The organism is Sphingobium rhizovicinum, from assembly GCF_042647625.1.
GTDB classification, from domain to species: Bacteria; Pseudomonadota; Alphaproteobacteria; order Sphingomonadales; family Sphingomonadaceae; genus Sphingobium; species Sphingobium rhizovicinum.
On record NZ_JBHRVU010000004.1, the window covers coordinates 1 to 25005 of the forward strand.

The window sequence follows — 25005 nt, forward strand, 5'->3', positions numbered from 1 at the left end:
CAGGATGATGTCCGCCGCCTCCAGCGCGCATGGGCGCGGTCGATGCCGATCGCCTCGATCGCGTCGCTCGTCTCGTCCCGCAGGCCGGCGGTATCGGTGAAAGAAAGGCGGTGCCGCCAATCGCGGCCGGCACTTCGATCCGGTCGCGGGGTGGTGCCGGCAATGTCGGATACGATCGCCGCGTCCCGGCCGACCAATGCATTGAGCAAGGTCGACTTGCCGGCATTTGGCGGGCCGGCCAGCACCACGCGAACGCCGTCGCGCAAACGCTCGGCCGATGGCGCGGCGAGAATAGCGCCGACATCCTGCGCCAGCGCGGCGATGCCCTGCCCTATCGCGCCTCGATCGCGTCATCGGGCACATCATCCTCGTCGGAGAAATCGAGTGCCGCTTCGGCCATGGCGGACAGGGTCAGCAATTCATTGCGCCAGCCATTGATCCGGCGGGAAAAATGCCCCTCCGCCATCAGCAGCGCCGCGCGGCGCTGGCCCTGGGTTTCGGCGGAGAGCAGATCGGACAGACCCTCGACCGCGTTCAGGTCCATGCGCCCATGAGCAAAGGCGCGGCGAGTGAATTCGCCCGCTTGCGCCCGGCGCAATCCAGGCATGGCGGCCAGCGCATCCTCCACCGCCGCGACGATGGCCCGGCCGCCATGGCAATGGAGTTCGACCATATCCTCGCCCGTGACGGTTGCGGGACCGGGCAGCCAGAGCAGCAGGGCGCGATCGAGCGGACTGCCGTCGCGCGGATCTTTCAGCAGGGCAAGGCTGGCGGTGCGGGGCGTGGGGATGCGCCGCGCCAGCGCCTCCAGCGCGCTGCGCGCCCGTGGCCCGCTGATCCGGATAACCGCGATCCCCGCTGGCGGCGCACCGCTCGACAGGGCAAAAATGCTGTCGTCTTGACCCTTCGACACGGACCTTATTTCTTCTCGTCCTTGCCGCCGATGCCCGCCAGACCGACATTCATCATCTGCTGGAACAGGCGCATGCCCGCATCGCCCAGTGGCGAGAAGCTCTTGAACAGCGTTTCCATCTGCTCGACGCTGCCGACGCCATCAAAGCTGTCGAGCATCGTCTTGACATATTTGTCATGAATGGGCGTGACATCGGGCAGGCCCAGAAAGGCGCGGGCCTCGGCGGGCGTGCAATCCACGTCGACGGATACTTTCATGTCCCTGCTCTTCCCTGTTGGCGGCCGGCCGCATGGGGCCGTTTGATCGCGTCGTGCCGTCATGCCGCAAATAGCCGCATCAACGCAAATTTTAAACGCGGCAGGTGGTTGCGCGACTCCCCGGATCGGCCAATATGCGACCCAATCTCACTCCGCGGAAGGATCATGGCATGGGCAGCTTCACCCCGATCGACACTCTGGAAGGGGATGCGCAATTCGACGCCTATGTGGCGCAGCCTGAAGGCGAAGCGCGCGCGGCGATTATCGTCATCCAGGAAATTTTCGGCGTGAATGAAGGCATTCGCCATAAATGCGAGAGCTGGGCGAAGGCAGGCTATCTGGCCTATGCACCCGATCTGTTCTGGCGGCTGGAGCCGCATGTCGAACTGGATGCCGATGTGCCGGCGGAAATGGAGCAGGCGCTGGCCTATATCCCGAAGTTCAATCAGGATCAGGGCATCCGCGATATTGAGGCGACCATCAAGGCGGCGCGCTCTGCCCTTGGCGGCGCAGGCAAGGTGGGCGTCGTCGGCTATTGCCTGGGCGGCCGCATCGCCTTCATGAGCGCCTGCCGCACCGATGGCGATGCCTTTGTCGGCTATTATGGCGTGGGCATCGATGGCCTTCTGGGGAACAGCATGCCATCGGCAAACCGACCATGCTGCATATTCCCACCAATGATGGTTTCGTGTCCCCCGAAACGCAAAAGGCGATGCATGACGGGCTGGCCGATAATCGCCATGTGACGCTGCATGATTATGAAGGGCTGGACCATGGCTTCGCGGCCGAGACGGGCAATCGCCGGGTCGAGGACGCCGCGCAACTGGCGGACCAGCGGACCGCGGACTTCTTCGCAGCGGCGCTTGCCTGATGTCGGGCGCATGGCGGATGGTGGCCCGCAGCCATGGCGGGCCGGAGGTGATTGCGCGCGAGGATTTTGATCCGGGCCAACCGGGCGAAGGCGAAGTGCTGATCGCGCAGGATGCGGTCGGCCTCAACTTCATCGACACCTATTATCGCACCGGCCTTTACCCCGCCCCCCTGCCCACCCCGCTGGGGTCGGAGGGCGCCGGGCAGGTCGTCGCCGTGGGCGCGGGTGTCGACGGCTTTGCCGTCGGCGATCGGGTCGGCTGCGCCAGCGGTCTGGGCGCTTATGCCACGCATCGCATCGTCCCGGCCGATCGGGCGGTGAAAATCCCCGACGCCGTGTCGAGCGAGGACGCCGCCGCGATGATGCTCAAGGGCATGACCGCCTGCTATCTGGCGGAAGACACGATCGCGCTACAGGCCGGGCAGGTGGCGCTGGTCCATGCTGCCGCTGGCGGTGTCGGATCGATCCTGGTGCCATGGCTGCGGGACAAGGGCGTGATCGTGATCGCCCATTGCGGATCGGCGGCAAAGGCGGCCTCTGTCGAGGCCGATCACAGCCTGTCCGGCGCGTTTGACGATCTGGCCGCAACGGTGCGCGACCTGACCGGGGGCAAGGGCGTCGATGTGGTCTATGACGGCGTGGGCAAGGATAGCTGGGGCGCTTCGCTCGCCAGTCTTAAGCGGCGCGGCCTGATGGTCAGCTATGGCAATGCGTCGGGGGCGGTGCCGCCGGTCAGTCTGCTCGACCTCAGCCGTGGCGGATCGCTTTACGTTACCCGCCCTACCCTGTTCGATTATATCGCGACGGCGGATGAACTGGCGCACACCGCCGGGCGGCTGTTCGACCGGATGCAGAACGGGGTGGTGAAGGCGCAGATTGGCCAGCGTTTCGCGCTTGCCGATGCAGCGCAGGCCCATCGTGCGCTGGAGGCGCGCCAGACGACAGGGGCGACGGTGCTGATCCCCTGACGATGAGGGCGCTGCTCGCTGCTGTGCTGGTAGTGCCCCATCATGACAGGGGTGGTTGAGCGGAGCAGCGTTGCCCCTCCGCTCCACCGCAATGTCATTTGCGCGGGCGCCAATGCTGCATCATCTTGCGGAAACGCGACGGCGCCTCGCTATCCTGAGGCAGATCGATGGGGGCGGCAGGCTCGGTTGCCGGCGCGTCGCGCGCGACCAGAGCCGTGTGCTGGATCTGGTCGACGGCCTGGAGCAGCGGCAATTTGGTGCAGACGATAGCGTCCTGCAAACCGCCGCCTAGCCCGCCGCCCATCCAGCAGCCATAATCCACCTTGGTGATCGCCATCCCTGCATTCCACACCATCTTCTGGATCAATGCCCGGTCGAAGGCGATGAAGGCCAGGGGGTCGGCGTCATTACCGGTCAGGACGTCGCCCGCCCGCCGCATCCGTTCGGGATCGAGCGGGAAAAGGGCTTGCCCGGACAGGACCATGTGACGGGAAAAGTCGTTCAGTTCGAAGCAGGTGAACATGAAGCGCCCACCGGGACGCAGCATGGACGAAACGAAATGCAGCAAGGACTGGAAATCGGCCTGGGTGACATGGGTGAAGACCGAAAAGGCATAGGCATCGGTGAAATTGTCGCGATATTGCTCGCTCAGCGCCGATTGCGACTTGCCAGCCTGACGATCGATGAAGGCGTCATAATGATGATTGGCGCCGGTGATCAGCTCGAATTTGGTGCCGGGCAGATATGGCGCGATCTGCTGGTCGCAGAAATCGATCACCGGCGGCATGATGTCCATGCCGATCAGCTGTTCAGGGCGAACCCCGGCCTTCCACAGCGACACCAGACCACGGCCAATGCCGCAGCCAAAATCCAGAATCCGGGACTGGTTATGTAGCGGCAGCAATCGGGTGAGAATGCCGATCGATGCGTCGCCCACCAGTTCGGGGTCGGACCCGCCCACCCAATCATTCATCGGGCTGGCCCGCATCTGATCGAAGATGTGCGATAATTCTGACATTGATGGAGACCCCTTCCCCTTTGGAGACGGGCGACGCTAACCGTTGAGGTTAGCAATCACAAGCGGTTACTATGCGCTGTTTACTGGAGAAATTGCAGCCGAGATGATGCAGATCTTTGGCGTTGAGCGGATGCCAGGATGCCTGGGAAGATGTGATGGCATCGTCAACAGCGGACATTGCGATAAGGGAAAAGCCGGATCGGCAGACGAGCGGGCGTCGGCCGATCCGGCTTTCATAAAAACCAGTTGGCGGGCGATGCCGCAGCATCGCCGGTCGTTTTACTGATTCATCGTCGCGAAGAAATCTTCGTTGGTCTTGCTGTCCTTCATCTTGTCCAGCAGGAATTCCATCGCATCGACCGTGCCCATCTGCATCAGGATGCGGCGCAGCACCCACATCTTGCTGAGGGTCGGCTTTTCCACCAGCAATTCTTCCTTGCGGGTGCCCGACTTGCCGACGTCCAGCGCCGGGAAGATGCGCTTGTCGGCGACCTTGCGGTCCAGCACGATTTCCGAGTTGCCGGTGCCCTTGAACTCTTCGAAAATGACTTCGTCCATACGGCTGCCGGTGTCGATCAGCGCGGTGGCGATGATGGAGAGCGAGCCGCCTTCCTCGATATTACGCGCCGCGCCGAAGAAGCGCTTGGGGCGCTGAAGGGCGTTGGCGTCGACACCGCCGGTCAGCACCTTGCCCGACGAAGGGACGACGGTGTTGTAGGCGCGGCCGAGGCGTGTGATCGAATCGAGCAGGATCACGACGTCCTTCTTGTGCTCGACCAGACGCTTGGCCTTTTCGATCACCATTTCGGCGACCTGGACGTGACGGGTGGCCGGCTCGTCGAAGGTGGAGGACACGACCTCGCCCTTCACGCTGCGCTGCATGTCGGTGACTTCTTCCGGGCGCTCGTCGATCAGCAGGACGATCAGGAAGACTTCGGGATGGTTGTCGGTGATCGCCTTGGCGATATTCTGGAGCATCACGGTCTTGCCGACGCGGGGCGGCGCGACGATCAGGGTGCGCTGGCCCTTGCCCTGCGGGCTGACGATGTCGATGACGCGGGCCGACTTGTCCTTGACCGTGGGGTCCAGCGTGTCGAGGCGCAATTTCTGTTCGGGATAGAGCGGCGTCAGATTGTCGAAATTGACGCGATGACGGACCACATCGGGATCGTCGAAATTGACCGAGAGCAGCTTGGTCAGGGCGAAATAGCGCTCGCCATCCTTGGGCGCGCGGATTTCGCCTTCCACCGTATCGCCAGTGCGCAGGCCGAATTTGCGGACCTGATTGGGCGAGACGTAAATATCGTCGGGACCGGCCAGGAAGTTGGCTTCGGGACTGCGCAGGAAGCCGAAGCCGTCCGGCAGCACCTCGATCGTGCCCTCGCCCATGATCTGTTCGCCATTTTCCGCCTCGGCCTTGAGGATCGCGAACATCAGGTCCTGCTTGCGCAGCGTCGATGCGCTTTCCACGCCCAATTCCTCGGCCATGGTGACGAGGTCGGCGGGAACAGTCTTTTTGAGGTCCTTGAGGTGCATTTGCGAGTCGGTCCGATGCGGTGGAAAGAAAAATGATGGGAAAGGAAGGAGATAGCCGGACAGGAAAGCCGGAAACCCTCGCTCCGGACGGGCGAGGAGAGATAGATTTGCGTTTAGCGATCCGTCGCCTGTCTCGTCAAGGCAGGATGATGACGGATTTCAACGGAAAATCGCCATAAAGCGCGCCTGGACGGCCAGTCGAGCCGCTGGCGCGATGGCCGGCTGTCATGATATAAGAAGCGCATAAGAAAATTTGAAGGACGAGGATATGGGACGCTTCCCTGTCTCGACATGGGCCTCGCTGGGGATCGCGCTGGCGATCGGCGGATCCCCGCTGGCCGCGCAGGATGCCCCGGCGCTTGACCCCGACCAGCCGCCTTCGGTCGTCCGAACGACTACGGACCCCGATGCGCGCGTCACCATCCCCATCTCGATCGGCGGCAAGGGGCCGTGGAACTTCATCATCGACACCGGATCGCAGCGCACCGTCATCGCCCGCGAACTGGCCCAGCAATTGGCGCTGCCGCCGCGGGACACGGTCACGATCCTCAGCATGACTGGCCGGTCGGAAGCGCACACCGTCGCCCTGCCCCGGCTGGGCTTTGGCGGCAACATGATCGACGATATTCAGGCGCCGGTGCTGGAGGGAGAGAATTTGGGCGCGCCGGGCCTGCTCGGCCTCGACAGCCTGCATGCCAAGCGGGTGACGCTCAATTTCCGCACCGGGCGGATGGAAATCGCCAATAGCGGACCCAATCGGCGCGTGTCGGTCGATCCCGACACGATCGTCGTGGAGGCGCGGCGCAAGCGCGGCCAGCTGATCCTGCTCGATTCCGACGTCAACGGCATGCGGGTCAATATCATGCTGGATACCGGAACCAATTTCAGCATCGGCAATCTGGCGCTGCGCGACCGGCTGATCGCCAAGAAGCGCGCGCCGGCGATGATGGAAGCGACGCTGACCAGCGTGACTGGCGGCACGCTGACCGGGCAGGTCGGGCGGATCAAGTCGGTGCGCATGGGGCGCGTCAACCTGATCGAGGTGCCGGTGCTCTTCGCCGACGCCAGTCCGTTCGCGGAACTGGGGCTGGAGGACAAGCCGGCGTTGCTGCTGGGGATCAGCGCGCTGCGGATATTCGATCGGGTGGCGATCGATTTCGGCCGGGGCAAGGTCGATTTCCTGCTGCCTGACGCCAGCGCGCTGGAAAAGACGCGCTTTGCCGCGAACGATCAGGGCAAGGGATAAGGTTTTACTGCCCCTGCGTCGGCCGGTTCTGCGGCTGTTGCTGGCGCTGCCGATCGCGGCCCAGCACATTGTCGATCCATTGCTGGTCCAGCTTGGGCGGCTGGGGACGATCCTGCGGGTCTACCTCCATCTGCTGTTCGTCGGCATCGCTTTCCGCATCCGATCCGCCGGGGCGGGCGCGATCAATCGGCAGGCCGTTCTCATCGACCATCATGCCGCCCGACTGCATGCCGTTGTCGGGCTGGCCATAATAGGCTTCATCGTCCGGCTCCAGCTGCCATTCGGGTAGGGTGACTTCCGTCTCGAATTGCTCGACCGGGCGCTTGGCGACGGCGACTTTCATATAGTCGGCAAAGGCCCGAGCCGGCGCACGCCCACCCTGTAGCCCGCCAACTGCCCTGGCATCGTCACGCCCCATCCAGACGCCGGTGGTGATACCGCTGGAAAAGCCCAGGAAATAGCCATCCTTGTTGCTGGTCGTCGTGCCGGTCTTGCCCGCCACCGGACGGCCGATCTGCGCCGCCTTGCCGGTTCCGGTGCTGACCGCCGTCTGCATCAGGTCCGTCATGCCGGCGGCGACCCAGGGGGCCACCAGCACGCGGCTGGTATCGTCCTGATGCTGGTAGAGCAGGCGTCCGTCGGCGGTCGTGACCTTGGTGATGCCATAGGGCGCCACGGCAATGCCCTTGCGCGCGATCGAGGCCGCGGCGCGCGTCATGTCGATCAGACGCACGTCCGATGTGCCCAGCACCATCGAAGGATGGGTGTTGATCGGCGTCGACACGCCAAAGCGGCGCGCCATGTCGGCGACGGTCGGGAAGCCGACTTCCACGCCCAGCTTGGCGGCGATGGTGTTGATCGAATAGGCAAAGGCGGTGCGCACATCGATGTCGCCGGCGAAGCGTCCATTGGCGTTGCGCGGGGACCAGCCGTTGATCGTCACTGGTTCGTCGGTCACGCCCGTATCGGGGGTATAGCCCGCCTCCAGCGCCGCCATATAGACGAAGATCTTCCAGGCGGACCCCGGCTGGCGCGTCGCCGTGGTGGCGCGATTATAGTTGGACGTCACATAATCGAGGCCGCCGACCATCGCCCGCACCGCCCCGTCGCGGTCCAGGCTGACCAGCGCGCCCTGCGTGCCTGCCGGAACATTGGCCTTGATCGCCGCGGTTGCGGCATTCTGCATGCCAAGGTCGATCGTCGTATAGACTTCCAACGGTTCGTTCGGCTCGTCGATCAGCACATCGAGTTGCGGCAGCGCCCAATCGGTGAAGTAGCGCACGCTGTTCTGCGGCGGCTCGGGCGCCATGCGGACGCCGGCCAGATTGGCATTGGCATGCTCACTGGCCGAAATCGCGCCATTTTCCTGCATTAGGTCCAGCACCACGCCGGCGCGACCGACGGCTGCTTCGGCGTCGGCGGTGGGGGAGTAGCTGGACGGCGCCTTGACCAGACCGGCGATGATCGCGGCTTCGGGCAGGTCCAGGCTGGTGGCGGGGTGGCCGAAAAATTTGCGGCTGGCCGCATCAATGCCATAGGCGCCGCCGCCGAAATACACCTTGTTGAGGTAAAGTTCGAGAATCTGCCGCTTGGAGAATTTCCGCTCCAGCGCCAGCGCCAGCACCATTTCGCGCAGCTTGCGGCCGAAACTGTAACTGTTGTTGAGGAAGATGTTGCGCGTCACCTGCTGGGTGATCGTGGATGCCCCCTGCCAGCGCCGGCCCTGCCCGCGCCGTTCCACCGCGACCCATGCGGCGCGCGCCATGCCGATCGGATCAACGCCGGGGTGCAGGTAGAAACGCCTGTCCTCGGTCGACACCATCGCATCGACCATGACCTGCGGAATCTGGTCATAGCTCAGCCACTGGCCGAAACTCGGCCCGAGCGATACGATGACGCTGCCGTCGGCGGCGTGGACGCGGATCATCTGGCCATTGGGGGAGGATTTGAGGCTGTTATAGTCGGGCAGCGATTGCATCGCGATCACCACCGCGACGACCACCGCCAATAATCCAGCCACTGCCGCCGCCAGGCCGATCTTCAGCCCGCGCACCGCCCATGTCTTCACGCGACCCCGCGGGGCGCTCTTGCTCTTGCTTGATCCTGCCATTTGTGCCGCCCCGGATACGCGCTAATCCCGGCCCCGGCCAGCGCAAATCCTGCAACCGGCGCGGAAAAAGACCGTCGCGCCGTCCATGGCGAACGACGCTTTACCCCGCGATGAACGAGGGGTGTGCAGTCATGATCGAGGCCGGATGAAATTGGCATGCACCGGCCGGTAAAAGGCCGCCCGGCAACGCGGCGTCGCTACTACTTTTCGCGCGGCTTAAAATCCAGCCCGGCGCTGTTCATGCAGTAACGCAGGCCGTTCACGCCCGGCCCGTCGGGAAAGACATGGCCCAAATGCCCTTCGCAGGCAGCACAGCGCACTTCGGTGCGGATCATGCCATGGCTGGCGTCGCGAATTTCCTCGACCGCGTCGATATCGACCGGCGCAGTGAAGCTGGGCCAGCCCGAACCGCTGTCATATTTTTCATCGGCATCGAACAGCTCCGCGCCGCAGCCGGCGCAATAATAGACGCCGTCCGCCTTGTTGCTGTTATATTTGCCGGTGAAGGCGCGTTCCGTGCCGGCTTCGCGCAGCACATGATATTGTTCGGGGGACAGGCGCTCGCGCCATTCCGCTTCGGTCAGAGTGATCTTCTCCATGGGAGCAATATGGCCCCGCAGGACGGGTCTATCAAGCCCGCTCGCGCGCGGCCTGTCGCGCGATTGCCAGCAATTCGTGGCGCACCATCAGGTCGCCCGTTCCCCGCCCGCCGCGACTGGCGCGTTCAGCCTCCAGCAGGCGCTGGATGACGCGGGCGATGCCGGTGGCGTCCCACAGGCGTACCTGCCGCGTCACCAGCCCCTTCTCCTTCCAGAACACCGCCTTGCCGGCCGATTCAACGGCGGCTTCCAGCCTGCCGCTGGCGTCGAAGGCGTCGCGGATCGCGGCGATCAGCATGGCGCGGGTCAGCAGCGGCCGTATGACCGACGCCATGGCCGCGCCGGTTTCGGTCAGGCTGGTCAGTTCGCGGTGCATCCCTTTCAGGTCGCCGCCCAGCACGGCGTTGACCAGCGGGCCGATCTCCGTGTCGGGATTGTCGGCGGACAGGGCGTCGAGCGCTTCCTGCGTGGCCTCACGCGGGCGATCCGGCGCGGCGTCGAGATAGAGGATCAGCTTCTCCACCTCCCCCGCCATCAATGCGCGGTCGCCATTGGCCAGGTCCACGATCCGGCGGGCAAGATCGGTCGGCAGGCGCAGGCCGCTTTCGCGCGCGATGCCGATCGCGATCTGCTCCGCCTCGCGCGGGTCGGGCTGATAGGAAATCAGCGCCATCGCCGCCTTGTGATCCAGCGCCAGCTTGACCAGCTTCGACGTCGCCTTGAGCGCGCCGGCGACCGCGATCACGGGATTGCCCGCCGCCTCCGCCTCCAGCAGGGCGGTCAGCGCAGGTACGGATTCCTCGCCCATGCCGCTGATGCGCACCCAGCGCCGATCGCCGAACATGGAAAAGGATGCGGCTTCGTCCGACAGGCGGGCCGGATCATCCTTCAGCGTGGCGCCGTCCAGGTCGATCCGTTCCGCCTGCGGCCCCATGGCGCGCTCCAGCCGCTTCGCCAGCGCCTGACTCCCGGCCTCATCGGGACCATAGAGCAGGAAGAAGCGGATGTCGGTCGGTGGCGCGTCCAACGCCCTTTCCATCTGGCCGCGATTGGCCTTCAAGGATGGGCGGCCTTGCGCGAAAACAGGGCCAGCCGGGTGACGATCTGATCCGCCACCGTCTGCGACAGCCGTTCCAGCGCCGTGTCTTCGGCCGCGATCGTGGCATATTCGCTCGACGTGACGTCAATGCCCGCGTCGGACCCGGCGGTATCGTCCAGCACCTGCGCGCCGGTGGCCTGATCGACCAGTTGATAGCGGGCGCGCAGGGTGCGCCGTTCGCGTGTGATGGCGGCGTCGGAGCGCAGGCCGAAACCGCTGATATTGTCGTCCAGCTTCACCACCAGCTTGTAGCGCGGACCATCGCCGCCCCGCATGGCGGCCAGCCGGTCGTTGAGCGCATTGCGCACCAGCCAGCCATTCTTGCCCTCGATCGGGGCGACTTCGACATTGCCCAGCGCCTGCGCGACCGCGCCATGCCCGCCCCCGCCAAAGACCGGGCGCAGGCCGCAGCCGGCAAGGAGCAAGGGGACGGCGAGCAGGGGAAGGATGCGCTTCATGCGGACCTCCATAACCGTTCGCCCCTTGCTTGTCGAAGGGGCGAACGGATGTTGTCAGATCACTAGGTTGACCAGCCGGTCCGGCACCACGATCACCTTCTTGGGCGTCGCGCCATCCAGCGTGCGAATGACATTGGGTGCGGCGAGCGCCAGCTTTTCCAGTTCGTCCTTCGGCGTCCCCTTGGGCACGGTGATGGTGTCGCGCAGCTTGCCCATCACCTGGCAGGCGATGGTGACTTCATCGTCCACCAGCAGCGCCGGATCGACCACCGGCCAGGCCGCATTGGCGATCAGCCCCTCTCCGCCCATTTCCGCCCAGCCTTCTTCGGCCAGATGCGGCGTCATGGGCGCGACCAGCAGCGCAAGGCCGCGGATCGCGGCGGTGCGGCTGGCCGAAGGCTTGGCCTTCTCGATCGCGTTCACCAGCTCGTAAATCTTGGCGACGGCCTTGTTGAAGCCCAGTCCTTCAATATCCCTGGCCACGCCATCGACGGTCTGGTGCAGCTTGCGGTCCAGCGCCTTGTCCTGCCCCTCGGCTGACGCATCGGCTTCGCCGAACAGACGCCAGACGCGGTTGACGAAGCGCCACGATCCTTCGATCCCAGCCTCGGTCCAGGGCAGGTCACGCTCGGGCGGGCTGTCCGACAACATGAACCAGCGCACCGCGTCCGCGCCATATTGGCCGATGATGTCGTCGGGATCGACGACATTCTTCTTGGACTTGGACATTTTGATGACCCGGCCGACCTCGACCGGGGCGTTGTCGGCGATCAGCGTCGCGCCATCGGACGTCCGGTCGATCTCGCCGGGCGCGAAATAGACGGGGGGCAACCCCTCGCCCTGTTCGCGGCTATAGGTTTCGTGCGTCACCATGCCCTGCGTGAACAGGCCGGTGAACGGCTCGGCAAAGCCCAGCTGCCCCATATGCTGAAGCGCGCGGGTCCAGAAACGGGCATAGAGCAGATGCAGGATCGCATGTTCCACGCCGCCAATATATTGGCCGACCGGCAGCCATTGCTCGACCGTGGCGCGATCGAACGGCTTGTCCTTGGGCTGGCTGGCGAAGCGGATGAAATACCAGCTGGAATCGGCGAACGTGTCCAGCGTGTCCGTCTCACGCACGGCGGGCTTGCCGCAGGACGGGCAATCGACATGCTTCCATGTCGCATGGCGATCGAGCGGGTTGCCGGGAATGTCGAAGCTGACATCTTCGGGCAGCACGACCGGCAGCTGATCCTTGGGCACCGGCACCACGCCGCAGCCCTGGCAATGGATGACCGGGATCGGCGTGCCCCAGTAACGCTGGCGCGACACGCCCCAGTCGCGCAGGCGGAACACGGTCTTGCCTGCGCCCCAGCCTTCGGATTCGGCGCGCGCGATGACGGCGGCCTTGGCCTCTTCCACGGCCATGCCATTGAGGAAGCGGCTGTTCACCAGATTGCCGGGGCCGGTATAGGCTTCGTTGTGGATCGGCTTGTCGGCCTCGCCCTCCAGCGCGACGACGCGCTCTACGGGAAGCATATATTTGCGCGCGAAATCGAGGTCGCGCTGGTCATGCGCGGGCACGCCCATGACGGCGCCGGTGCCATAGTCCATCAGCACGAAATTCGCGATGAAGACCGGCAGATGCCATTCCGGATCGAAGGGGTGCGCGACCGTCAGGCCGGTGTCGAAGCCCAGCTTCTCGGCCGTTTCCAGTTCGGCGGCCGTGGTGCCGCCTTCCTTGCACTTTTCGATGAAGGCGACCGCGTCGGGGTTGTTCGCCGCCACCGCCTGCGCCACCGGATGGTCGGCAGCAATCGCGACGAAGCTCGCCCCGAAAATCGTGTCCGGGCGGGTCGAATAGACTTCGATGTCCGTGTCAAACGGCGCAACCGGCCGGAAGCGGAATTGCAGGCCGACCGACTTGCCGATCCAGTTTTCCTGCATCGTGCGCACCTTGTCGGGCCACTGGTCGAGCGTCTTCAGCCCTTCCAGCAGGTCGTCGGCAAACTGGGTGATTTTCAGGAACCACTGGGACAGCTTGCGCTTCTCCACCAGTGCGCCCGAACGCCATCCGCGCCCGTCGATCACCTGTTCGTTCGCCAGCACGGTCATGTCGACCGGATCCCAGTTGACCGCCGATTCCTTGCGATAGACCAGACCCGCTTCCAGCATGTCCAGGAACAGCGCCTGTTCCTGCCCATAATAGTCCGGTTCGCAGGTGGCGAGTTCGCGGCTCCAGTCGATCGCGAAGCCCAGCTTTTTCAGCTGCGCGCGCATATTGGCGATATTGTCGCGGGTCCAGCTGCCGGGATGGACCTTCTTTTCCATCGCCGCATTTTCGGCTGGCATGCCGAAGGCGTCCCAGCCCATCGGATGCAGCACTTCATGGCCGGTCATTCGGCGGAATCGCGCCAGCACATCGCCCATCGAATAATTGCGGACATGGCCGATATGGATGCGCCCCGAAGGATAGGGGAACATTTCCAGCACATAAGAGCGCGGCTTGGTCGAGGCGTCATCCGCCCTGAAGCTCTGCTGCTCGTCCCAGGTCGCCTGCCAGCGGGCGTCGGCCTCCAGCGGGTTGAAGCGCCTCTGCATCTTTCTTCCTTACAAATGCGATCGGGCTGGGCTTGTCACAAGCCCAGCCCCAATGGTGTGAAAACAGGACGTTATCCACGCCCGAAGGGAGGGCTTTAGCCGGAGATCGCCATGCGGCGCAGGTCGCGCGCCTTGGTCAGGATCACTTCTTCCAGCTTCTGCGTGGTCGCCGCCTTGACCGGGGCGTCGACCCACTGGCCATTCTGGTTGACCTGACGGCTGGCGGCGACGCGCAGCGCGTCGGCGCGCAGATCCTGATCCAGGATCGACACGGTCAGCTTCATCCGTTCATTGGGGCTGTTGGGATTGGCATACCAGTCGGTCACGATCACGCCGCCGTTAGAATCGGTCTGCACCATCGGCATGAAGGACAGGGTGTCGAGCGAGGCGCGCCACAGATAGGCGTTGACGCCGATGGTCGTCACCTTCGACGCGGCGAGGTCCGCCTTGGGCCGGTCCTTGGAGCCGCCGCCACATGCCGCGAGCGGCAGGAGGGCAGCCAGCAACAGGCCGGAAGAAAGGGAGACGGGAAGGCGGACCATCAGGGCATGTCCTAGCTTAAAAAGACGAGAAACTGCCCGCTTCTATAGTGGTCATGCGCCATGGGGCAAGGGGGCGCGACGCGCGCACGCGACGGGGTGATCGCGCGCAGGCCATCCGACCCTGTGTATTCGATGCAACAGCTCCGACAAAAAGGCGTTCTACCACTAGCCTGTGGCGGTTTTCTGGGTGTAATGCGTTTCTAAATATCAGTCGGTGGGGACAGAGTCGGATCATGCGCGTGAATAGGGGACATCTGGCATTGGCGAGCGCGGCGGTTGCCGTGGCTGGCTTTATGCTGTCTCCTGCGATCGGCGCGGTGTCCGAACTGGCTCGGCTGCGCGCGGAGGCGCCCGTGTCGCTCGGCGCACTGGGCAGCATCTCCTCCTTTACGCCGACGATCAAGGATCCGCGCCTCGCCGCCGCTTATGCGCGCATCGCGGCCAAGGCGAGCAGCGAAGGCTTCCGCTTCACGCCGACCAGCGGTTCATTGAGCGGCCAGCGTTCGGTCACGGTGATGGTCCGCGCGGCGGACGATCGCGTTGCGGTCAACCGCACGCTGACGCCGGTGGACATCAAGCCGGTCGCCTTCAGCCTGAACGGCGTGCACAACTGGCGCAAGTTCGCCCTGCCCGACTCGGTCGGCCGCAAGGCGCTGGACCCGGTGCCGGTCGAAACGATGGTCGACGCCAAGAATTTCTCGCTGGATGACGGCAAGAAGGATCGGTTCAGCACAAAGATGCTGATCGAGAGCCATCGCGAAGCCGGTACGGGCGCTACGGTGCGCAATCCGTCCGCGGACAAGGATTATTCGCTGGATCTCGCCAGCTCCTATTCGCTGACGCGCAATCTGAACGTGACGGCGGGCCTACGCTATAATAACAGCGTTGCGGGTCGCCTGACGCCGATGACCGACGAACGGCAGGACAGCCAGGCCGTCTATCTGGGCACCATCTTCAAATTCTGATCGATTTGAGCATCTTGCTTTAAATCAGATATTTTCAATTTCCGTTCGCGCTTCGACAAGCTCAGGGCGAACGGTTGAAGGTAGGCGCATCTCAGTCTGATCGCTTATCCAAAGCCCGGCACGGGCGAAGGCAAGGCTTCGCCAGCAAAATAGGCGCGCAGATTGGCGCGCAGCATCTCCAGCATCTGCGCCACGGCGGCATCGGTCGCGCCGCCGGTGTGCGGGGTCAGCACGACATTGGGAACATCGACCCAGCGCGCCGCATCGGTTGGTTCCTGCGCGAACACATCCAGCGCCGCGCCGCCCAGCCGCCCGTCCTGCAAGGCGGCAATCAAAGCGTCTTCATCGACCAATTGCCCGCGCGCGACATTGACCAGCAGACCGCCCGCGCCCAGCGCGTCGATCACCGCCCTATCGATCATGCCACGATTGCTGTCATCGGCCTTCGCCGCCACCACCAAAATGTCGCTTTCCTGCGCCAGCGCGATCAGGCTGTCGGCGCGGGGCGAGCGCAATTCCGGCTTGGCGCGCGGTCCCCACCAGTTCACCGGCATCCGCATCACTTCGGCTCGCTGGGCGGTGGCAAGACCGATCGCGCCCATGCCGACGATGCCCAGCCGCGCGCCGGACAGCGACCGGGTGATCGTCTTGGCCCCCGCCACCCACTGACCGGCCCGCACCTGCCGGTCGCCCGCCACGATTCCGCGCCGATGCGCGAGAATCAGGCCGATCGCATGATCCGCCACATCCTGCGCATTGGCGTCCCCGGCATGGCTCACGGCGATATTGCGCGCCCGCGCCCGGTCCAGATCGACCCCGTCATAACCAACGGTGAAGCAGGCGATCAGGCCAAGGCGCGGCATCGCCGCCAGCAGCGACGGATCGAGCCGGAACTCCCCGGCCGTCACCAGCGCCTGTGTGTCGGCTGTGCGCATGCGCCCGGCCTCCTCCCACAATGGCATGACGTCATAATCCGCCGCCAGCGCCGCCAGCAGGGGCGCCAGATGCGGCTGGGCGATCAGGACGACCGGGCGCGCTTCGCTCATCCGATCTGCCTCAGCGCCTGCGCGAAGTCGGCGATCAGATCGTCCGCGTCTTCGCACCCGATCGAGATGCGGACCATATTGTCGCCGATCGCCAGCGCCTTCTTGCGCTCGGCCGGCACCGACAAATGGGTCATCGCCGCCGGATGGCTGGCCAGCGTCTCCGTGCCGCCCAGGCTGACCGCCAGCTTGGCGATCTTGAGCGCGTCGAGAAAGGCGAAGGCTTCCGCCTCCCCGCCCTTCAGATAGAGGGAGAAGGTCGATCCCGCGCCGGTGCAGTGGCGGCGATAAATGTCCGCCTGTCGCTCCGTTTCGGGGAAGCCCAGATAGACGACCTTCTCCACTTGCGGCTGATCCTTCAGCCAGGCGCAGACCTTCGCCGCATTCTCCCCCGCCCGGCTCATCCGCAGTTCCAGCGTCTCCAGCGACCGCAGCAGCATCCAGGCGCTGTGCGGATCGAGGATGGTGCCGATCGTGTTGCGCATCAGGCGAATGGCGTTGATCAGCGCATTGCTGCCCAGCACCCCGCCCGCGACCAGATCGCTATGCCCGCCGGCATATTTGGTCAGGCTGTAGATGACGAGATCCGCGCCATGCTTGATTGGCCGGTGCCACAATGGGCCAAGGAAGGTGTTGTCGATCGCGATCGGCGGCACATGCGCCTCCCCTGCGAACAGCGAGTCGCGCCGCGCAACCACCGCCTCCAGATCGACCAGCACGTTGGTCGGGTTGGCCGGGCTTTCCAGATAGAGCAGGGCGACCCGGCCCAGCTCCCTGGCCTTTTCGATCACCGCGCCAATCTCCGCCTCGGTCGCGCCGGCCGGGAAATCGAGCCATTGCACGCCAAAGCGGCCCAATATGCGCCCGATCAGCGATTCGGTCGCGGCATAGAGGGGGGCGGAATGGACGATTACGTCGCCCGGCTGGACCAGCGCCAGCAGGGTGGTGGCGATGGCCGACATGCCGCTGGAAAAGAGCAGCGCATCTTCCGCCTCCTCCCACACGGACAGCCGGTCCTCGCAAATTTCCTGATTGGGACCGTTGAAGCGGGAATAGACCAGCCCCTCTGCGCCGCCGGGCCGGATGCCGGTCACGCCTTCAAAATGGCGCTTGCCCGCAGCCGCGCTTTCGAAGGCGAAGGTGGAGGTGAGGAAGATAGGCGGTTTCAATGATCCTTCGGACAGGGTCGGATCATAGCCATGGCCCATCATCAAGGTGGCGGGCTTCAGCTTGCGGCCGTCAATTTCCATGATCGGCGCCTTGGGGCGACGGCGGTTGCCGGGCGCTTCCACCCCGGTCAGTTCGGCTTCGGTGACGGGGGGCGGGGTTTCGCCGGTCATCTTTTTTCTCCTGGCTATTTGCGGCGTCTGATGCGTCGCTGTCATGGGCAGGAGTGTAACGCAGCCTTGCCGAAAAGAGCCAGAGGGCTGAGCAACAATATTTCTCAGCCCTGTATGATTATTCCGCAGCCTGTCCGCTGGGGTCAGGCGACCAGCCCTTCTTCATCCTCGACATGGACTTTGGCGTCATTCGGTGTGGGGCCCTCATGCACCGGGCATGCATGAGCGACATTCAGCGTTTCAGCATAGAAATTCCACCACTCGCTCCAGAAGGCGAAGGGCAGGAACCAGGCGTCAAACATCGATGCTGGCAGGGGCAGCATGTCCTGTTTCTCGTTCATCGGCCGTATTTCCTCTCCATATGTCGGCCCCGCCTGCATTGCCACGGCTACTACGCCCGACTCCGTCAGGGGTTGCGCGGGGGCGAGGGGAATGACGATTTCTATCATGAACGCAGCGGCGGCACCAACATGGGGATTGCCCTAAGGCGCGGGGGCCGTGACAGCGGCGACAGGGCATCCTACATCGGATGCATGCCGGCCGCCCTTCCCGATCCTATCGAAAGCTGGTTCGCGGCGCGGGGCTGGCGGCCGCGCCGGCATCAGATGGATATGCTGGCGGCGGCGCAGGCGGGCGCGCATGCTTTGCTGGTCGCGCCGACCGGGGCGGGCAAGACGCTGGCCGGCTTCCTGCCGACGCTGGCGGACCTGATCGACGCGCCGGTCGACGGATTGCATACCCTCTATGTCTCGCCCCTGAAGGCGCTGGCGGTCGATGTGCGGCGCAATTTGCTGACGCCGATCGAGGAAATGGGGCTGCCGATCCGGGTGGAGACGCGCACTGGCGACACTCCGTCCGATCGGAAGGCGCGCCAGCGCGCCCGGCCGCCGCAGATATTGCTGACCACGCCCGAATCCCTGTCGCTGCTGCTCAGCTATCCCGACGCGGCGCTGATGTTCGATCGTCTCCGCACGGTGATCGTCGATGAAGTCCATGCCTTCGCCACGCAGAAGCGCGGGGATCTGCTCAACCTTTCAATGGCGCGATTGCAGGCGATCAATCCCGCGCTGCGCCGGGTGGCGCTCTCCGCCACGGTGGCCGATGTCGACGCCTATCGCGCCTGGCTGGCACCCGATGGCGATATTGACATGGTGACGCCAGTGCTGGGCGAAGCGGGCGCGGACCCCAATGTCGCGATCCTCATTCCCGAAGGGCGCGTCCCCTGGTCGGGCCATTCGGGCAAATATGCCTCGGCACAGGTGATGGCGGAAATCGAGGCGCGGCAGACGACTCTGGTCTTCTGCAACACGCGGGGCCTTGCCGAACTCATCTTTCAGGAACTCTGGTCGGCCAATGACGCTAACCTGCCGATCGCCATCCACCATGGCAGCCTGTCGATCGAGGCGAGGCGCAAGGTGGAATCGGCGATGGCGGCGGGCAAGCTGCGTGCGCTGGTGGCGACGGCTTCGCTCGATCTGGGCGTCGACTGGGGCAATGTCGATTGCGTGATCCAGATGGGCGCGCCCAAGGGATCGTCCCGCCTGCTCCAGCGCATCGGCCGCGCCAATCACCGGCTCGACATGGCGTCCGAAGCGATCCTGATTCCCGGCAATCGCTTTGAATATCTGGAGGCGCGCGCGGCGCTGGATGCCGTCGAGGCAGGCGAACGGGACGCCGATGATTTCCGCCCCGGCAGCCTCGACGTGCTGGCCCAGCATATCATGGGCCTTGCCTGCGCCGGGCCGTTTCGGGCGGAAGAATTGCTGGAAGAGGTGCGGTCGGCAACGCCCTATAGCGCGCTGACGGCAGAAGCGTTCGATGCCGTGCTGCACTTTATCGAGGGCGGCGGCTACGCCCTGCGCGCCTATGATCGTTTCAAGCGACTGACGCAGGAGGCGGATGGCCAGGGAAATACGCTTTGGCGCGTCTCCCATCCCCGCTTCATTCAGCAGCATCGACTGAACGCCGGCATCATCGTCGATCAGCCCGCCCTCGCCGTGCGCTTCGCCAATGGCCGTAAACTCGGCACGGTGGAGGAAGGGTTCGCCGCCACGCTGCGGCCGGGCGACAGTTTTTTCTTCTCCGGCATGGCGCTGGAGGTGGTGCGGATGGACACGAGCGATCTGGTGGTGCGCGCCACCACGAAACAGGCGCGCATCCCCAGTTGGGGCGGCACCCGCATGGCCATGTCGACGCGGCTCGCCGACCGGGTCCGCCACTTTCTTGCCGAACCGCAGGAATGGCATCGTTTCCCCGCCGATGTGCGCGAATGGCTGGAAATGCAGAAGCTGCGCTCCGCCCTGCCCCAGCCTGGCCAGCTGCTGATCGAGACTTTCCCGCATGAGGGGCGGCACTATCTGGTCTGCTACAGTTTCGAAGGCTGGAATGCGCACCAGTCGCTGGGCATGTTGCTGACCCGGCGCATGGAAAGTCAGGGGCTGATGCCGCTGGGCTTCGTGTCCAACGACTATGCGCTGGCCGTCTATGGCATGAAGCCCGTGACCGATCCGGCCAGCCTCTTTTCCGCCGACATATTGGACCATGAATTTGTCGACTGGGTCGAACAGTCGAGCCTGCTCAAGCGCGCCTTTCGCGATGTGGCGGTGATTTCCGGCCTGATCGAGCGGCAGCATCCCGGCAAGCGCAAGACCGGGCGACAGGTGACGTTTTCTACCGACCTCATTTACGACGTGCTGCGCAAATATCAGCCCGACCATCTGTTGCTCAAGGCTGCCTGGGCGGATGCCCGCGCGCGCATGACCGATGTGGGCCGTCTGGGCGACCTGATCGATCGCGCCGCCACGACGATGCTGCATGTGCCGCTGGACCGCGTCAGCCCGCTCGCCGTGCCGGTGCTGATCCTGATCGGCCGGGAGCATGTGGCGCAAAGCGCTGCGGAGGACGCGCTGCTGATGGAGGCCGAAGCGCTGGTCGCGGAGGCGATGCGGGCGGACTGAGACCTAGAGCATTTTCGAAGCAGATGGCATCATCTGCTGGCTCGGAAAATGCGGAAAACAAAAGAGAAATAGAGCATTATCCGATTCAGTATGAACGGATTATGCTCTATTTCCCAGTCAGCCCGTTCATCGCGGCAAAGGGATCGTCGGCGGCATCCTCATTCCAGCGATATTCGGTGCGATGCGCGACCCAATGGGCCATGTCCTTGCCATAGAGTTTCGCGATCAGGCCCAGCGCCATGTCCGTCCCTGCCGAAATGCCGGAGGAGGAAATATATTTGCCATCCTCCACCCAGCGCGCCTGCGGCACCCATGCCACCTTTGCGCCCTGCGCCGTCGCCCATTTCCAGGCCATCTTGTTGCTGGTCGCCCTCACCCCGTCGATCAGGCCGGTCTTGGCCAGCAGGCCGGATCCGGTGCAGATTGTCGCCACCTGCGGCGTGGCGTCGGCGATGGCGCGGATCGATTCCAGGAAAGCCGCATTGCCGACTTCCCGCCTTGTGCCGATGCCGCCGGGGATCATCACGATGTCCAGCTTCGGTGCTTCGGCGAACCCGTAATCCGCAATCGCCTGCGGCCCCGCGCCGCTCCTCACCGGCCCGGCCTTGTCCGCGATCATCAGAATTTCGACGCGATCCTTCAGCATGCCGAACATTTCCAGCGGACCGAACACGTCGAGCAATTCGAAACCGTCGAACAGTAGCATGCCGAGCTTCTTCTTCGGCCCGCTGGCCGGGACGGGCGGTTGCACGCTGACTTGCGCTGTGGCCTGCGCAGATAAGGCCAGCGAGGACAGGCCCAGCATCGGCATGGCGGTGGAGGCGATCAGCACATCACGGCGAGAGGCATCGGCGGTCATGATATTGTCCTCCGGATCAGATGGTTCACCCCGCTTAACGATCAGGGGCCGTCTTCCCGCATCCCGCCGCAGCCCTTGAGCGTGCCGTCCGCAAAGGAAATCTGCACCCGGTCGGACCAGATGGCCTCGCTCATGCCGTCGCTGCACGGTCCTTCGGTTGCACTGAGGGCGAAGCCGTCGCCGACAAAGCGCAAGGTGCGATCGTCGCTCCGGTCGTGGACGACAAAGTGCAGCGGCGCATGATCCGGCCGCTCCAGCAGAGCCGTCGTCCCGCGCAGCGTCACGCCCCAAAAGGGTTCGGTGCCGATGGCGCGATAGTCTGGTGGGGTCGGAAGCGCTTTCGATGTTCCACGTGAAACCAAGGGCTTGGGTTTGGCCACTGGCTGGGGTGCTGGCGGAGTATCGCTGGCCGCATTGGCCGGAATGCTGTTATTGATCGGCGTGATGACATTGGCCACTGCTTTGGGTTGGGCCTGATTTGTCGCCGGATCGCCCTTCCCGCACCCGCTCAGCAGCATGGCCAGGAGGAGGGCGGCGATCGGCTTCATGGGCGAAGCGGCGCCCGGCGGAAGCAATCGGCGGCATGGTCATTCACCATGCCAATGGCCTGCATCCAGGCATAGACGATGGTCGGCCCGACGAATTTGAAGCCGCGTTTCTTGAGGTCTTTGGAGATCGCTTCCGACACATCGGTCTTTGCCGGAAAATGGACGCCGTCATTCTGGATCGGCGCACCGTTCGCGAAACTCCAGACATAGGCGGAAAAATCCTCGCCCGCGTCGCGCATTGCGCAATAAATCTGCGCGCCGCGAATCGTCGCCTCGATCTTGGCGCGCGCCCGAACGATGCCGGGATCGCTCATCAGCCGTTCGACATCATCAGGACCAAAGGCCGCAACCCGATCCGGATCGAATCCGGCAAAGGCCGCGCGGAAACCCTCGCGCTTGCGCAATATGGTGATCCAGGACAGGCCCGCCTGAAACCCCTCCAGCATCAGCATTTCCCAGAGCATGCGCGAATCGCGCTCCGGCACGCCCCATTCTTCGTCATGATAGGCGCAATAAAGCGGGTCCGCCGCGCTGACCCAGCTACAACGAGGCAGCGCGGCGTCGTGCATGGCTCAAACGTCCAGATTGGCGACGTTCAGCGCATTGTCCTGAATGAACTCGCGGCGCGGCTCCACCACGTCACCCATCAGGCGGGTGAAGATTTCGTCGGCCACGTCGGCCTGCTCCACCTCGACGCGCAACATCGATCGATTGTCCGGGTCCAGCGTGGTTTCCCACAGCTGTTCCGCGTTCATTTCGCCCAGCCCCTTGTAGCGCTGGATGGCGAGGCCCTTGCGCCCGGCGGCCAGCAGGGCGTCGAGCAGTTCGCTCGGCCGGGTGACGACCGCGCCCTTGGCCGGGGCGGCGGGCAGATCATCGTCGCTCGCCTCGGCGGCCAGCGCGGCCTTGACCGTGACGAGACGGCTGTAGGTGCGATAGCTTTCCGCATCTTCGGCGGCGATGGCGTGCAGCTTGCGGGCTTCGGCCGATCCGATGAAGCCGCCCTCGATCACATGATGATCGGTGACGCCGCGCCACAGCCGCTGGAAATGGAATCCGCCCTCTTCGGCGACGATGCCGGTCCAGCGGCCCTCGACATCCTGCGCATCCATCCAGGCGACGGTCGTGGCCAGCCGCTCGGCCTGCGCGTCGGCAGACAGTTCGGGATCGAGCGCACCGTTGAGGCTCAGCGCCTCGATGATGGCGGGATTATAGCGGCGCGGCACATAGCGCATCACCGCGCGCATGCGGCGGCTATGTTCGATCAGGCTGCGCAGATCGTCGCCGGTGCGCATGCCGTCGCTGCCTTCCAGCGCCATCGAATCGACGCCATTGTCGACCAGATATTGCTCCAGCGCCGCTTCATTCTTCAGATACACTTCGGACCGGCCGCGCGTCGCCTTGTAGAGCGGCGGCTGGGCGATGTAGAGATGCCCTGCCTCGATGATCTGCGGCATCTGGCGGTAGAAAAAGGTCAGCAGCAGCGTGCGGATATGCGCGCCGTCGACGTCGGCGTCGGTCATGATGACGATCTTGTGGTAGCGCAGCTTTTCCAGATTGAAATCGTCGCGGATGCCGGTGCCCATCGCCTGAATGAGGGTGCCGACTTCCTTGGACGACAGCATCCGGTCGAAACGGGCGCGTTCGACGTTCAGAATCTTGCCCTTCAGCGGCAGGATCGCCTGATTGTGGCGGTTGCGGCCCTGCTTGGCCGAACCACCGGCCGAATCGCCTTCGACCAGGAAGAGTTCGGACTTGGCGGGGTCGCGTTCCTGACAGTCGGCCAGCTTGCCGGGCAGCGAGGCGATGTCCATCGCACCCTTGCGCCGGGTCAGTTCGCGCGCCTTCTTCGCCGCTTCGCGCGCGGCGGCGGCGTCGATCACCTTCTGCACGATCATCTTGCCGTGGGCCGGATTCTCCTCCAGCCATTCGGCCATCTTGTCGGCCATCAGGCTTTCAAGTGGCTGGCGCACTTCGGACGACACCAGCTTGTCCTTGGTCTGCGACGAGAATTTGGGATCGGGCAGCTTGACCGAGACGATCGCGGTCAGCCCTTCGCGCATATCCTCGCCGGTGAGGGAGACTTTCTCCTTCTTCAGCAGACCGGTCTTGTCAGCATAGTTATTGAGCGTGCGGGTCAGCGCCGCGCGGAAGGCGGCGAGGTGCGTCCCGCCGTCACGTTGCGGGATGTTGTTGGTGAAGCAGAGGACATTCTCATAATAGGAATCATTCCACTCCAACGCGACGTCGATGGTCACATCGTCGCGGGTGCCGGCGATCGCGATCGGATCGGGCATCAGCGCATTCTTGTTGCGGTCGAGATATTTGACGAAGGCCGCGATGCCGCCCTCATAATAAAGCTCGACCTCCTTCTTTTCCTCATGCCGCGCGTCGACCAAAAACAGGCGCACGCCGCTGTTGAGGAAAGCCAGCTCGCGATAGCGATGCTCCAGCTTCTCGAAATCATATTCGATCTGGTTCTTGAAGGTGCCGCCGTCGCCGGGGGTCTTCTCGGTCGAGGCGAGGAAGGTGACGCGCGTCCCCTTCTTGCCCTCTGGCGCCTTGCCGATCACCTTGAGCGGCGCGGTCGCGTCGCCATAGGCGAAGCGCATCCAATGCTCCTCGCCCTCGCGCCAGATATTGAGGTCCAGCCATTCGGACAATGCGTTGACGACGGACACGCCCACGCCGTGCAGGCCGCCCGACACCTTATAGGCATTGTCGTCGCTGGTATTTTCGAACTTACCGCCCGCGTGCAACTGGGTCATGATGACCTCGGCCGCCGACACGCCCTCTTCCTTGTGGATGCCGGTCGGAATGCCGCGGCCATTATCCTCGACGCTGACGGAGCCGTCCGGGTTCAGCGTGATGGTGATCAGGTCGCAATGCCCCGCCAGCGCTTCGTCGATCGCATTGTCGCTGACCTCAAAGACCATATGATGCAGGCCGCTGCCATCGTCGGTGTCGCCGATATACATGCCGGGCCGCTTGCGCACGGCGTCCAGCCCTTTCAGCACCTTGATGCTGTCGGCGCCATATTCATTGCTGTTGGGGGAGTTGACGGGTTCTTCGCTCATGCCAAGCCTATAGGGA

Annotated in this window: 22 protein-coding genes and 1 pseudogene; 5 read left to right on the forward strand and 18 right to left on the reverse strand. The window is 64.2% G+C overall.

The genetic code is table 11. The features are described 5' to 3' along the window. The 3 genes from ACFOKF_RS01340 to ACFOKF_RS01350 all read right to left on the reverse strand — a co-directional run. A partial coding sequence (locus ACFOKF_RS01340) for a GTPase (RefSeq protein WP_380792418.1) occupies positions 1–266 on the reverse strand: 266 nt, incomplete at its 3' end. 65 nt (positions 267–331) lie between these two features. Then, positions 332–913 (reverse strand): hypothetical protein, encoded by a 582-nt coding sequence (locus ACFOKF_RS01345; protein ID WP_380792421.1) that lies wholly within the window; start codon positions 911–913, stop codon positions 332–334. Positions 914–918: 5 nt separating this feature from the next. Next, positions 919–1170 (reverse strand): DUF6489 family protein, encoded by a 252-nt coding sequence (locus ACFOKF_RS01350; RefSeq protein ID WP_380792372.1) that lies wholly within the window; start codon positions 1168–1170, stop codon positions 919–921. A 170-nt stretch (positions 1171–1340) separates the two neighbouring features. Between ACFOKF_RS01350 and ACFOKF_RS01355 the strand changes: the two are divergent. Together ACFOKF_RS01355 and ACFOKF_RS01360 are read left to right on the forward strand one after the other, a co-directional pair. Continuing rightward, a pseudogene (locus ACFOKF_RS01355) lies at positions 1341–2041 on the forward strand (dienelactone hydrolase family protein). After that, positions 2041–3009 (forward strand): quinone oxidoreductase family protein, encoded by a 969-nt coding sequence (locus tag ACFOKF_RS01360; protein ID WP_380792378.1) that lies wholly within the window; start codon positions 2041–2043, stop codon positions 3007–3009. Before ACFOKF_RS01355 ends, ACFOKF_RS01360 begins: the two are co-directional and overlap by 1 nt. Before the next feature lie 94 nt (positions 3010–3103). Here ACFOKF_RS01360 and ACFOKF_RS01365 read toward each other — a convergent pair whose 3' ends face one another. Together ACFOKF_RS01365 and rho are read right to left on the reverse strand one after the other, a co-directional pair. Further along, the gene (locus ACFOKF_RS01365; RefSeq protein WP_380792381.1) at positions 3104–4027 is read right to left on the reverse strand and encodes a methyltransferase domain-containing protein; all 924 of its coding nucleotides are present in this window, start codon (positions 4025–4027) and stop codon (positions 3104–3106) included. 279 nt (positions 4028–4306) lie between these two features. Beyond that, on the reverse strand, positions 4307–5563 hold the full coding sequence (gene rho, locus ACFOKF_RS01370; protein WP_298400045.1) for a transcription termination factor Rho: 1257 nt from the start codon (positions 5561–5563) through the stop codon (positions 4307–4309). A gap of 268 nt (positions 5564–5831) precedes the next feature. Here rho and ACFOKF_RS01375 point away from each other — a divergent pair, with 268 nt between their 5' ends. After that, positions 5832–6809 (forward strand): aspartyl protease family protein, encoded by a 978-nt coding sequence (locus ACFOKF_RS01375; RefSeq protein WP_380792385.1) that lies wholly within the window; start codon positions 5832–5834, stop codon positions 6807–6809. A 4-nt stretch (positions 6810–6813) separates the two neighbouring features. On the opposite strand, the gene ACFOKF_RS01380 is transcribed toward ACFOKF_RS01375, so the two are convergent. The 6 genes from ACFOKF_RS01380 to ACFOKF_RS01405 all read right to left on the reverse strand — a co-directional run bounded on the left by ACFOKF_RS01380 (position 6814) and on the right by ACFOKF_RS01405 (position 14203). Beyond that, positions 6814–8919, reverse strand: a complete 2106-nt coding sequence (locus ACFOKF_RS01380) for a transglycosylase domain-containing protein (protein ID WP_380792388.1) — start codon at positions 8917–8919, stop codon at positions 6814–6816. Between the two features lie 200 nt (positions 8920–9119). Beyond that, positions 9120–9518 (reverse strand): peptide-methionine (R)-S-oxide reductase MsrB, encoded by a 399-nt coding sequence (gene msrB, locus ACFOKF_RS01385; protein ID WP_380792391.1) that lies wholly within the window; start codon positions 9516–9518, stop codon positions 9120–9122. 31 nt (positions 9519–9549) lie between these two features. Continuing rightward, positions 9550–10578 carry a DNA polymerase III subunit delta gene (gene holA / locus ACFOKF_RS01390; RefSeq protein ID WP_380792394.1) on the reverse strand — a complete coding sequence of 343 codons (1029 nt, stop codon included), beginning with the start codon at positions 10576–10578 and terminating at the stop codon, positions 9550–9552. Further along, on the reverse strand, positions 10575–11075 hold the full coding sequence (gene lptE, locus ACFOKF_RS01395; RefSeq protein WP_380792397.1) for an LPS assembly lipoprotein LptE: 501 nt from the start codon (positions 11073–11075) through the stop codon (positions 10575–10577). The genes holA and lptE overlap by 4 nt, the downstream gene beginning before the upstream one ends. A 54-nt stretch (positions 11076–11129) precedes the next feature. Then, positions 11130–13658 carry a leucine--tRNA ligase gene (gene leuS, locus ACFOKF_RS01400; protein ID WP_380792400.1) on the reverse strand — a complete coding sequence of 843 codons (2529 nt, stop codon included), beginning with the start codon at positions 13656–13658 and terminating at the stop codon, positions 11130–11132. A 95-nt stretch (positions 13659–13753) separates the two neighbouring features. Next, on the reverse strand, positions 13754–14203 hold the full coding sequence (locus tag ACFOKF_RS01405) for a DUF3576 domain-containing protein (RefSeq protein ID WP_298400077.1): 450 nt from the start codon (positions 14201–14203) through the stop codon (positions 13754–13756). A 230-nt stretch (positions 14204–14433) separates the two neighbouring features. Between ACFOKF_RS01405 and ACFOKF_RS01410 the strand changes: the two genes are divergently transcribed. Continuing rightward, a complete protein-coding gene (locus ACFOKF_RS01410) occupies positions 14434–15165 on the forward strand; it encodes a hypothetical protein (protein ID WP_380792403.1) in 732 nt (243 codons plus the stop codon). A gap of 104 nt (positions 15166–15269) precedes the next feature. Here the strand turns inward: ACFOKF_RS01410 and ACFOKF_RS01415 are convergent, their stop codons facing one another. The 3 genes from ACFOKF_RS01415 to ACFOKF_RS01425 all read right to left on the reverse strand — a co-directional run bounded on the left by ACFOKF_RS01415 (position 15270) and on the right by ACFOKF_RS01425 (position 17889). After that, entirely contained in the window at positions 15270–16211 is a 942-nt protein-coding gene (locus ACFOKF_RS01415; protein WP_380792406.1) for a 2-hydroxyacid dehydrogenase, read from the reverse strand. After that, on the reverse strand, positions 16208–17548 hold the full coding sequence (locus tag ACFOKF_RS01420) for a cystathionine gamma-synthase family protein (RefSeq protein ID WP_380792409.1): 1341 nt from the start codon (positions 17546–17548) through the stop codon (positions 16208–16210). Before ACFOKF_RS01420 ends, ACFOKF_RS01415 begins: the two co-directional genes overlap by 4 nt. Positions 17549–17691: 143 nt before the next feature. Next, positions 17692–17889 (reverse strand): hypothetical protein, encoded by a 198-nt coding sequence (locus ACFOKF_RS01425; RefSeq protein WP_380792412.1) that lies wholly within the window; start codon positions 17887–17889, stop codon positions 17692–17694. A gap of 192 nt (positions 17890–18081) precedes the next feature. Between ACFOKF_RS01425 and ACFOKF_RS01430 the strand changes: the two genes are divergently transcribed. Next, the gene (locus ACFOKF_RS01430; protein WP_380792415.1) at positions 18082–20505 is read left to right on the forward strand and encodes a ligase-associated DNA damage response DEXH box helicase; all 2424 of its coding nucleotides are present in this window, start codon (positions 18082–18084) and stop codon (positions 20503–20505) included. Between the two features lie 106 nt (positions 20506–20611). Here ACFOKF_RS01430 and ACFOKF_RS01435 read toward each other — a convergent pair whose 3' ends face one another. From ACFOKF_RS01435 to gyrB, 4 genes are read right to left on the reverse strand one after another with little or no spacing between them, the layout of a single operon-like run. Next, positions 20612–21364 carry a DJ-1/PfpI family protein gene (locus tag ACFOKF_RS01435; protein ID WP_380792424.1) on the reverse strand — a complete coding sequence of 251 codons (753 nt, stop codon included), beginning with the start codon at positions 21362–21364 and terminating at the stop codon, positions 20612–20614. Positions 21365–21405: 41 nt separating this feature from the next. Further along, positions 21406–21912 (reverse strand): membrane-like protein, encoded by a 507-nt coding sequence (locus ACFOKF_RS01440; RefSeq protein ID WP_380792427.1) that lies wholly within the window; start codon positions 21910–21912, stop codon positions 21406–21408. Beyond that, entirely contained in the window at positions 21909–22481 is a 573-nt protein-coding gene (locus ACFOKF_RS01445; RefSeq protein ID WP_380792430.1) for a DNA-3-methyladenine glycosylase I, read from the reverse strand. Before ACFOKF_RS01445 ends, ACFOKF_RS01440 begins: the two co-directional genes overlap by 4 nt. 3 nt (positions 22482–22484) lie before the next feature. Continuing rightward, positions 22485–24989, reverse strand: a complete 2505-nt coding sequence (gene gyrB, locus ACFOKF_RS01450; protein WP_380792433.1) for a DNA topoisomerase (ATP-hydrolyzing) subunit B — start codon at positions 24987–24989, stop codon at positions 22485–22487. Between the last annotated feature and the right edge of the window lie 16 nt (positions 24990–25005).

Excerpts from the sequence above, each read along its gene's own strand:
- ACFOKF_RS01445 (WP_380792430.1), bottom strand. The coding sequence starts at position 22,481 with ATGCACGACGCCGCGCTGCCTCGTTGTAGCTGGGTCAGCGCGGCGGAC.
- ACFOKF_RS01360 (WP_380792378.1), top strand. The coding sequence starts at position 2,041 with ATGTCGGGCGCATGGCGGATGGTGGCCCGCAGCCATGGCGGGCCGGAG.
- rho (WP_298400045.1), bottom strand. The coding sequence starts at position 5,563 with ATGCACCTCAAGGACCTCAAAAAGACTGTTCCCGCCGACCTCGTCACC.
- ACFOKF_RS01375 (WP_380792385.1), top strand. The coding sequence starts at position 5,832 with ATGGGACGCTTCCCTGTCTCGACATGGGCCTCGCTGGGGATCGCGCTG.
- ACFOKF_RS01365 (WP_380792381.1), bottom strand. The coding sequence starts at position 4,027 with ATGTCAGAATTATCGCACATCTTCGATCAGATGCGGGCCAGCCCGATG.
- ACFOKF_RS01435 (WP_380792424.1), bottom strand. The coding sequence starts at position 21,364 with ATGACCGCCGATGCCTCTCGCCGTGATGTGCTGATCGCCTCCACCGCC.
- ACFOKF_RS01420 (WP_380792409.1), bottom strand. The coding sequence starts at position 17,548 with ATGACCGGCGAAACCCCGCCCCCCGTCACCGAAGCCGAACTGACCGGG.
- lptE (WP_380792397.1), bottom strand. The coding sequence starts at position 11,075 with ATGAAGCGCATCCTTCCCCTGCTCGCCGTCCCCTTGCTCCTTGCCGGC.
- ACFOKF_RS01440 (WP_380792427.1), bottom strand. The coding sequence starts at position 21,912 with ATGAAGCCGATCGCCGCCCTCCTCCTGGCCATGCTGCTGAGCGGGTGC.
- ACFOKF_RS01380 (WP_380792388.1), bottom strand. The coding sequence starts at position 8,919 with ATGGCAGGATCAAGCAAGAGCAAGAGCGCCCCGCGGGGTCGCGTGAAG.
- ACFOKF_RS01430 (WP_380792415.1), top strand. The coding sequence starts at position 18,082 with ATGCCGGCCGCCCTTCCCGATCCTATCGAAAGCTGGTTCGCGGCGCGG.
- msrB (WP_380792391.1), bottom strand. The coding sequence starts at position 9,518 with ATGGAGAAGATCACTCTGACCGAAGCGGAATGGCGCGAGCGCCTGTCC.
- ACFOKF_RS01350 (WP_380792372.1), bottom strand. The coding sequence starts at position 1,170 with ATGAAAGTATCCGTCGACGTGGATTGCACGCCCGCCGAGGCCCGCGCC.
- ACFOKF_RS01425 (WP_380792412.1), bottom strand. The coding sequence starts at position 17,889 with ATGAACGAGAAACAGGACATGCTGCCCCTGCCAGCATCGATGTTTGAC.
- ACFOKF_RS01410 (WP_380792403.1), top strand. The coding sequence starts at position 14,434 with ATGCGCGTGAATAGGGGACATCTGGCATTGGCGAGCGCGGCGGTTGCC.
- leuS (WP_380792400.1), bottom strand. The coding sequence starts at position 13,658 with ATGCAGAGGCGCTTCAACCCGCTGGAGGCCGACGCCCGCTGGCAGGCG.
- gyrB (WP_380792433.1), bottom strand. The coding sequence starts at position 24,989 with ATGAGCGAAGAACCCGTCAACTCCCCCAACAGCAATGAATATGGCGCC.
- ACFOKF_RS01415 (WP_380792406.1), bottom strand. The coding sequence starts at position 16,211 with ATGAGCGAAGCGCGCCCGGTCGTCCTGATCGCCCAGCCGCATCTGGCG.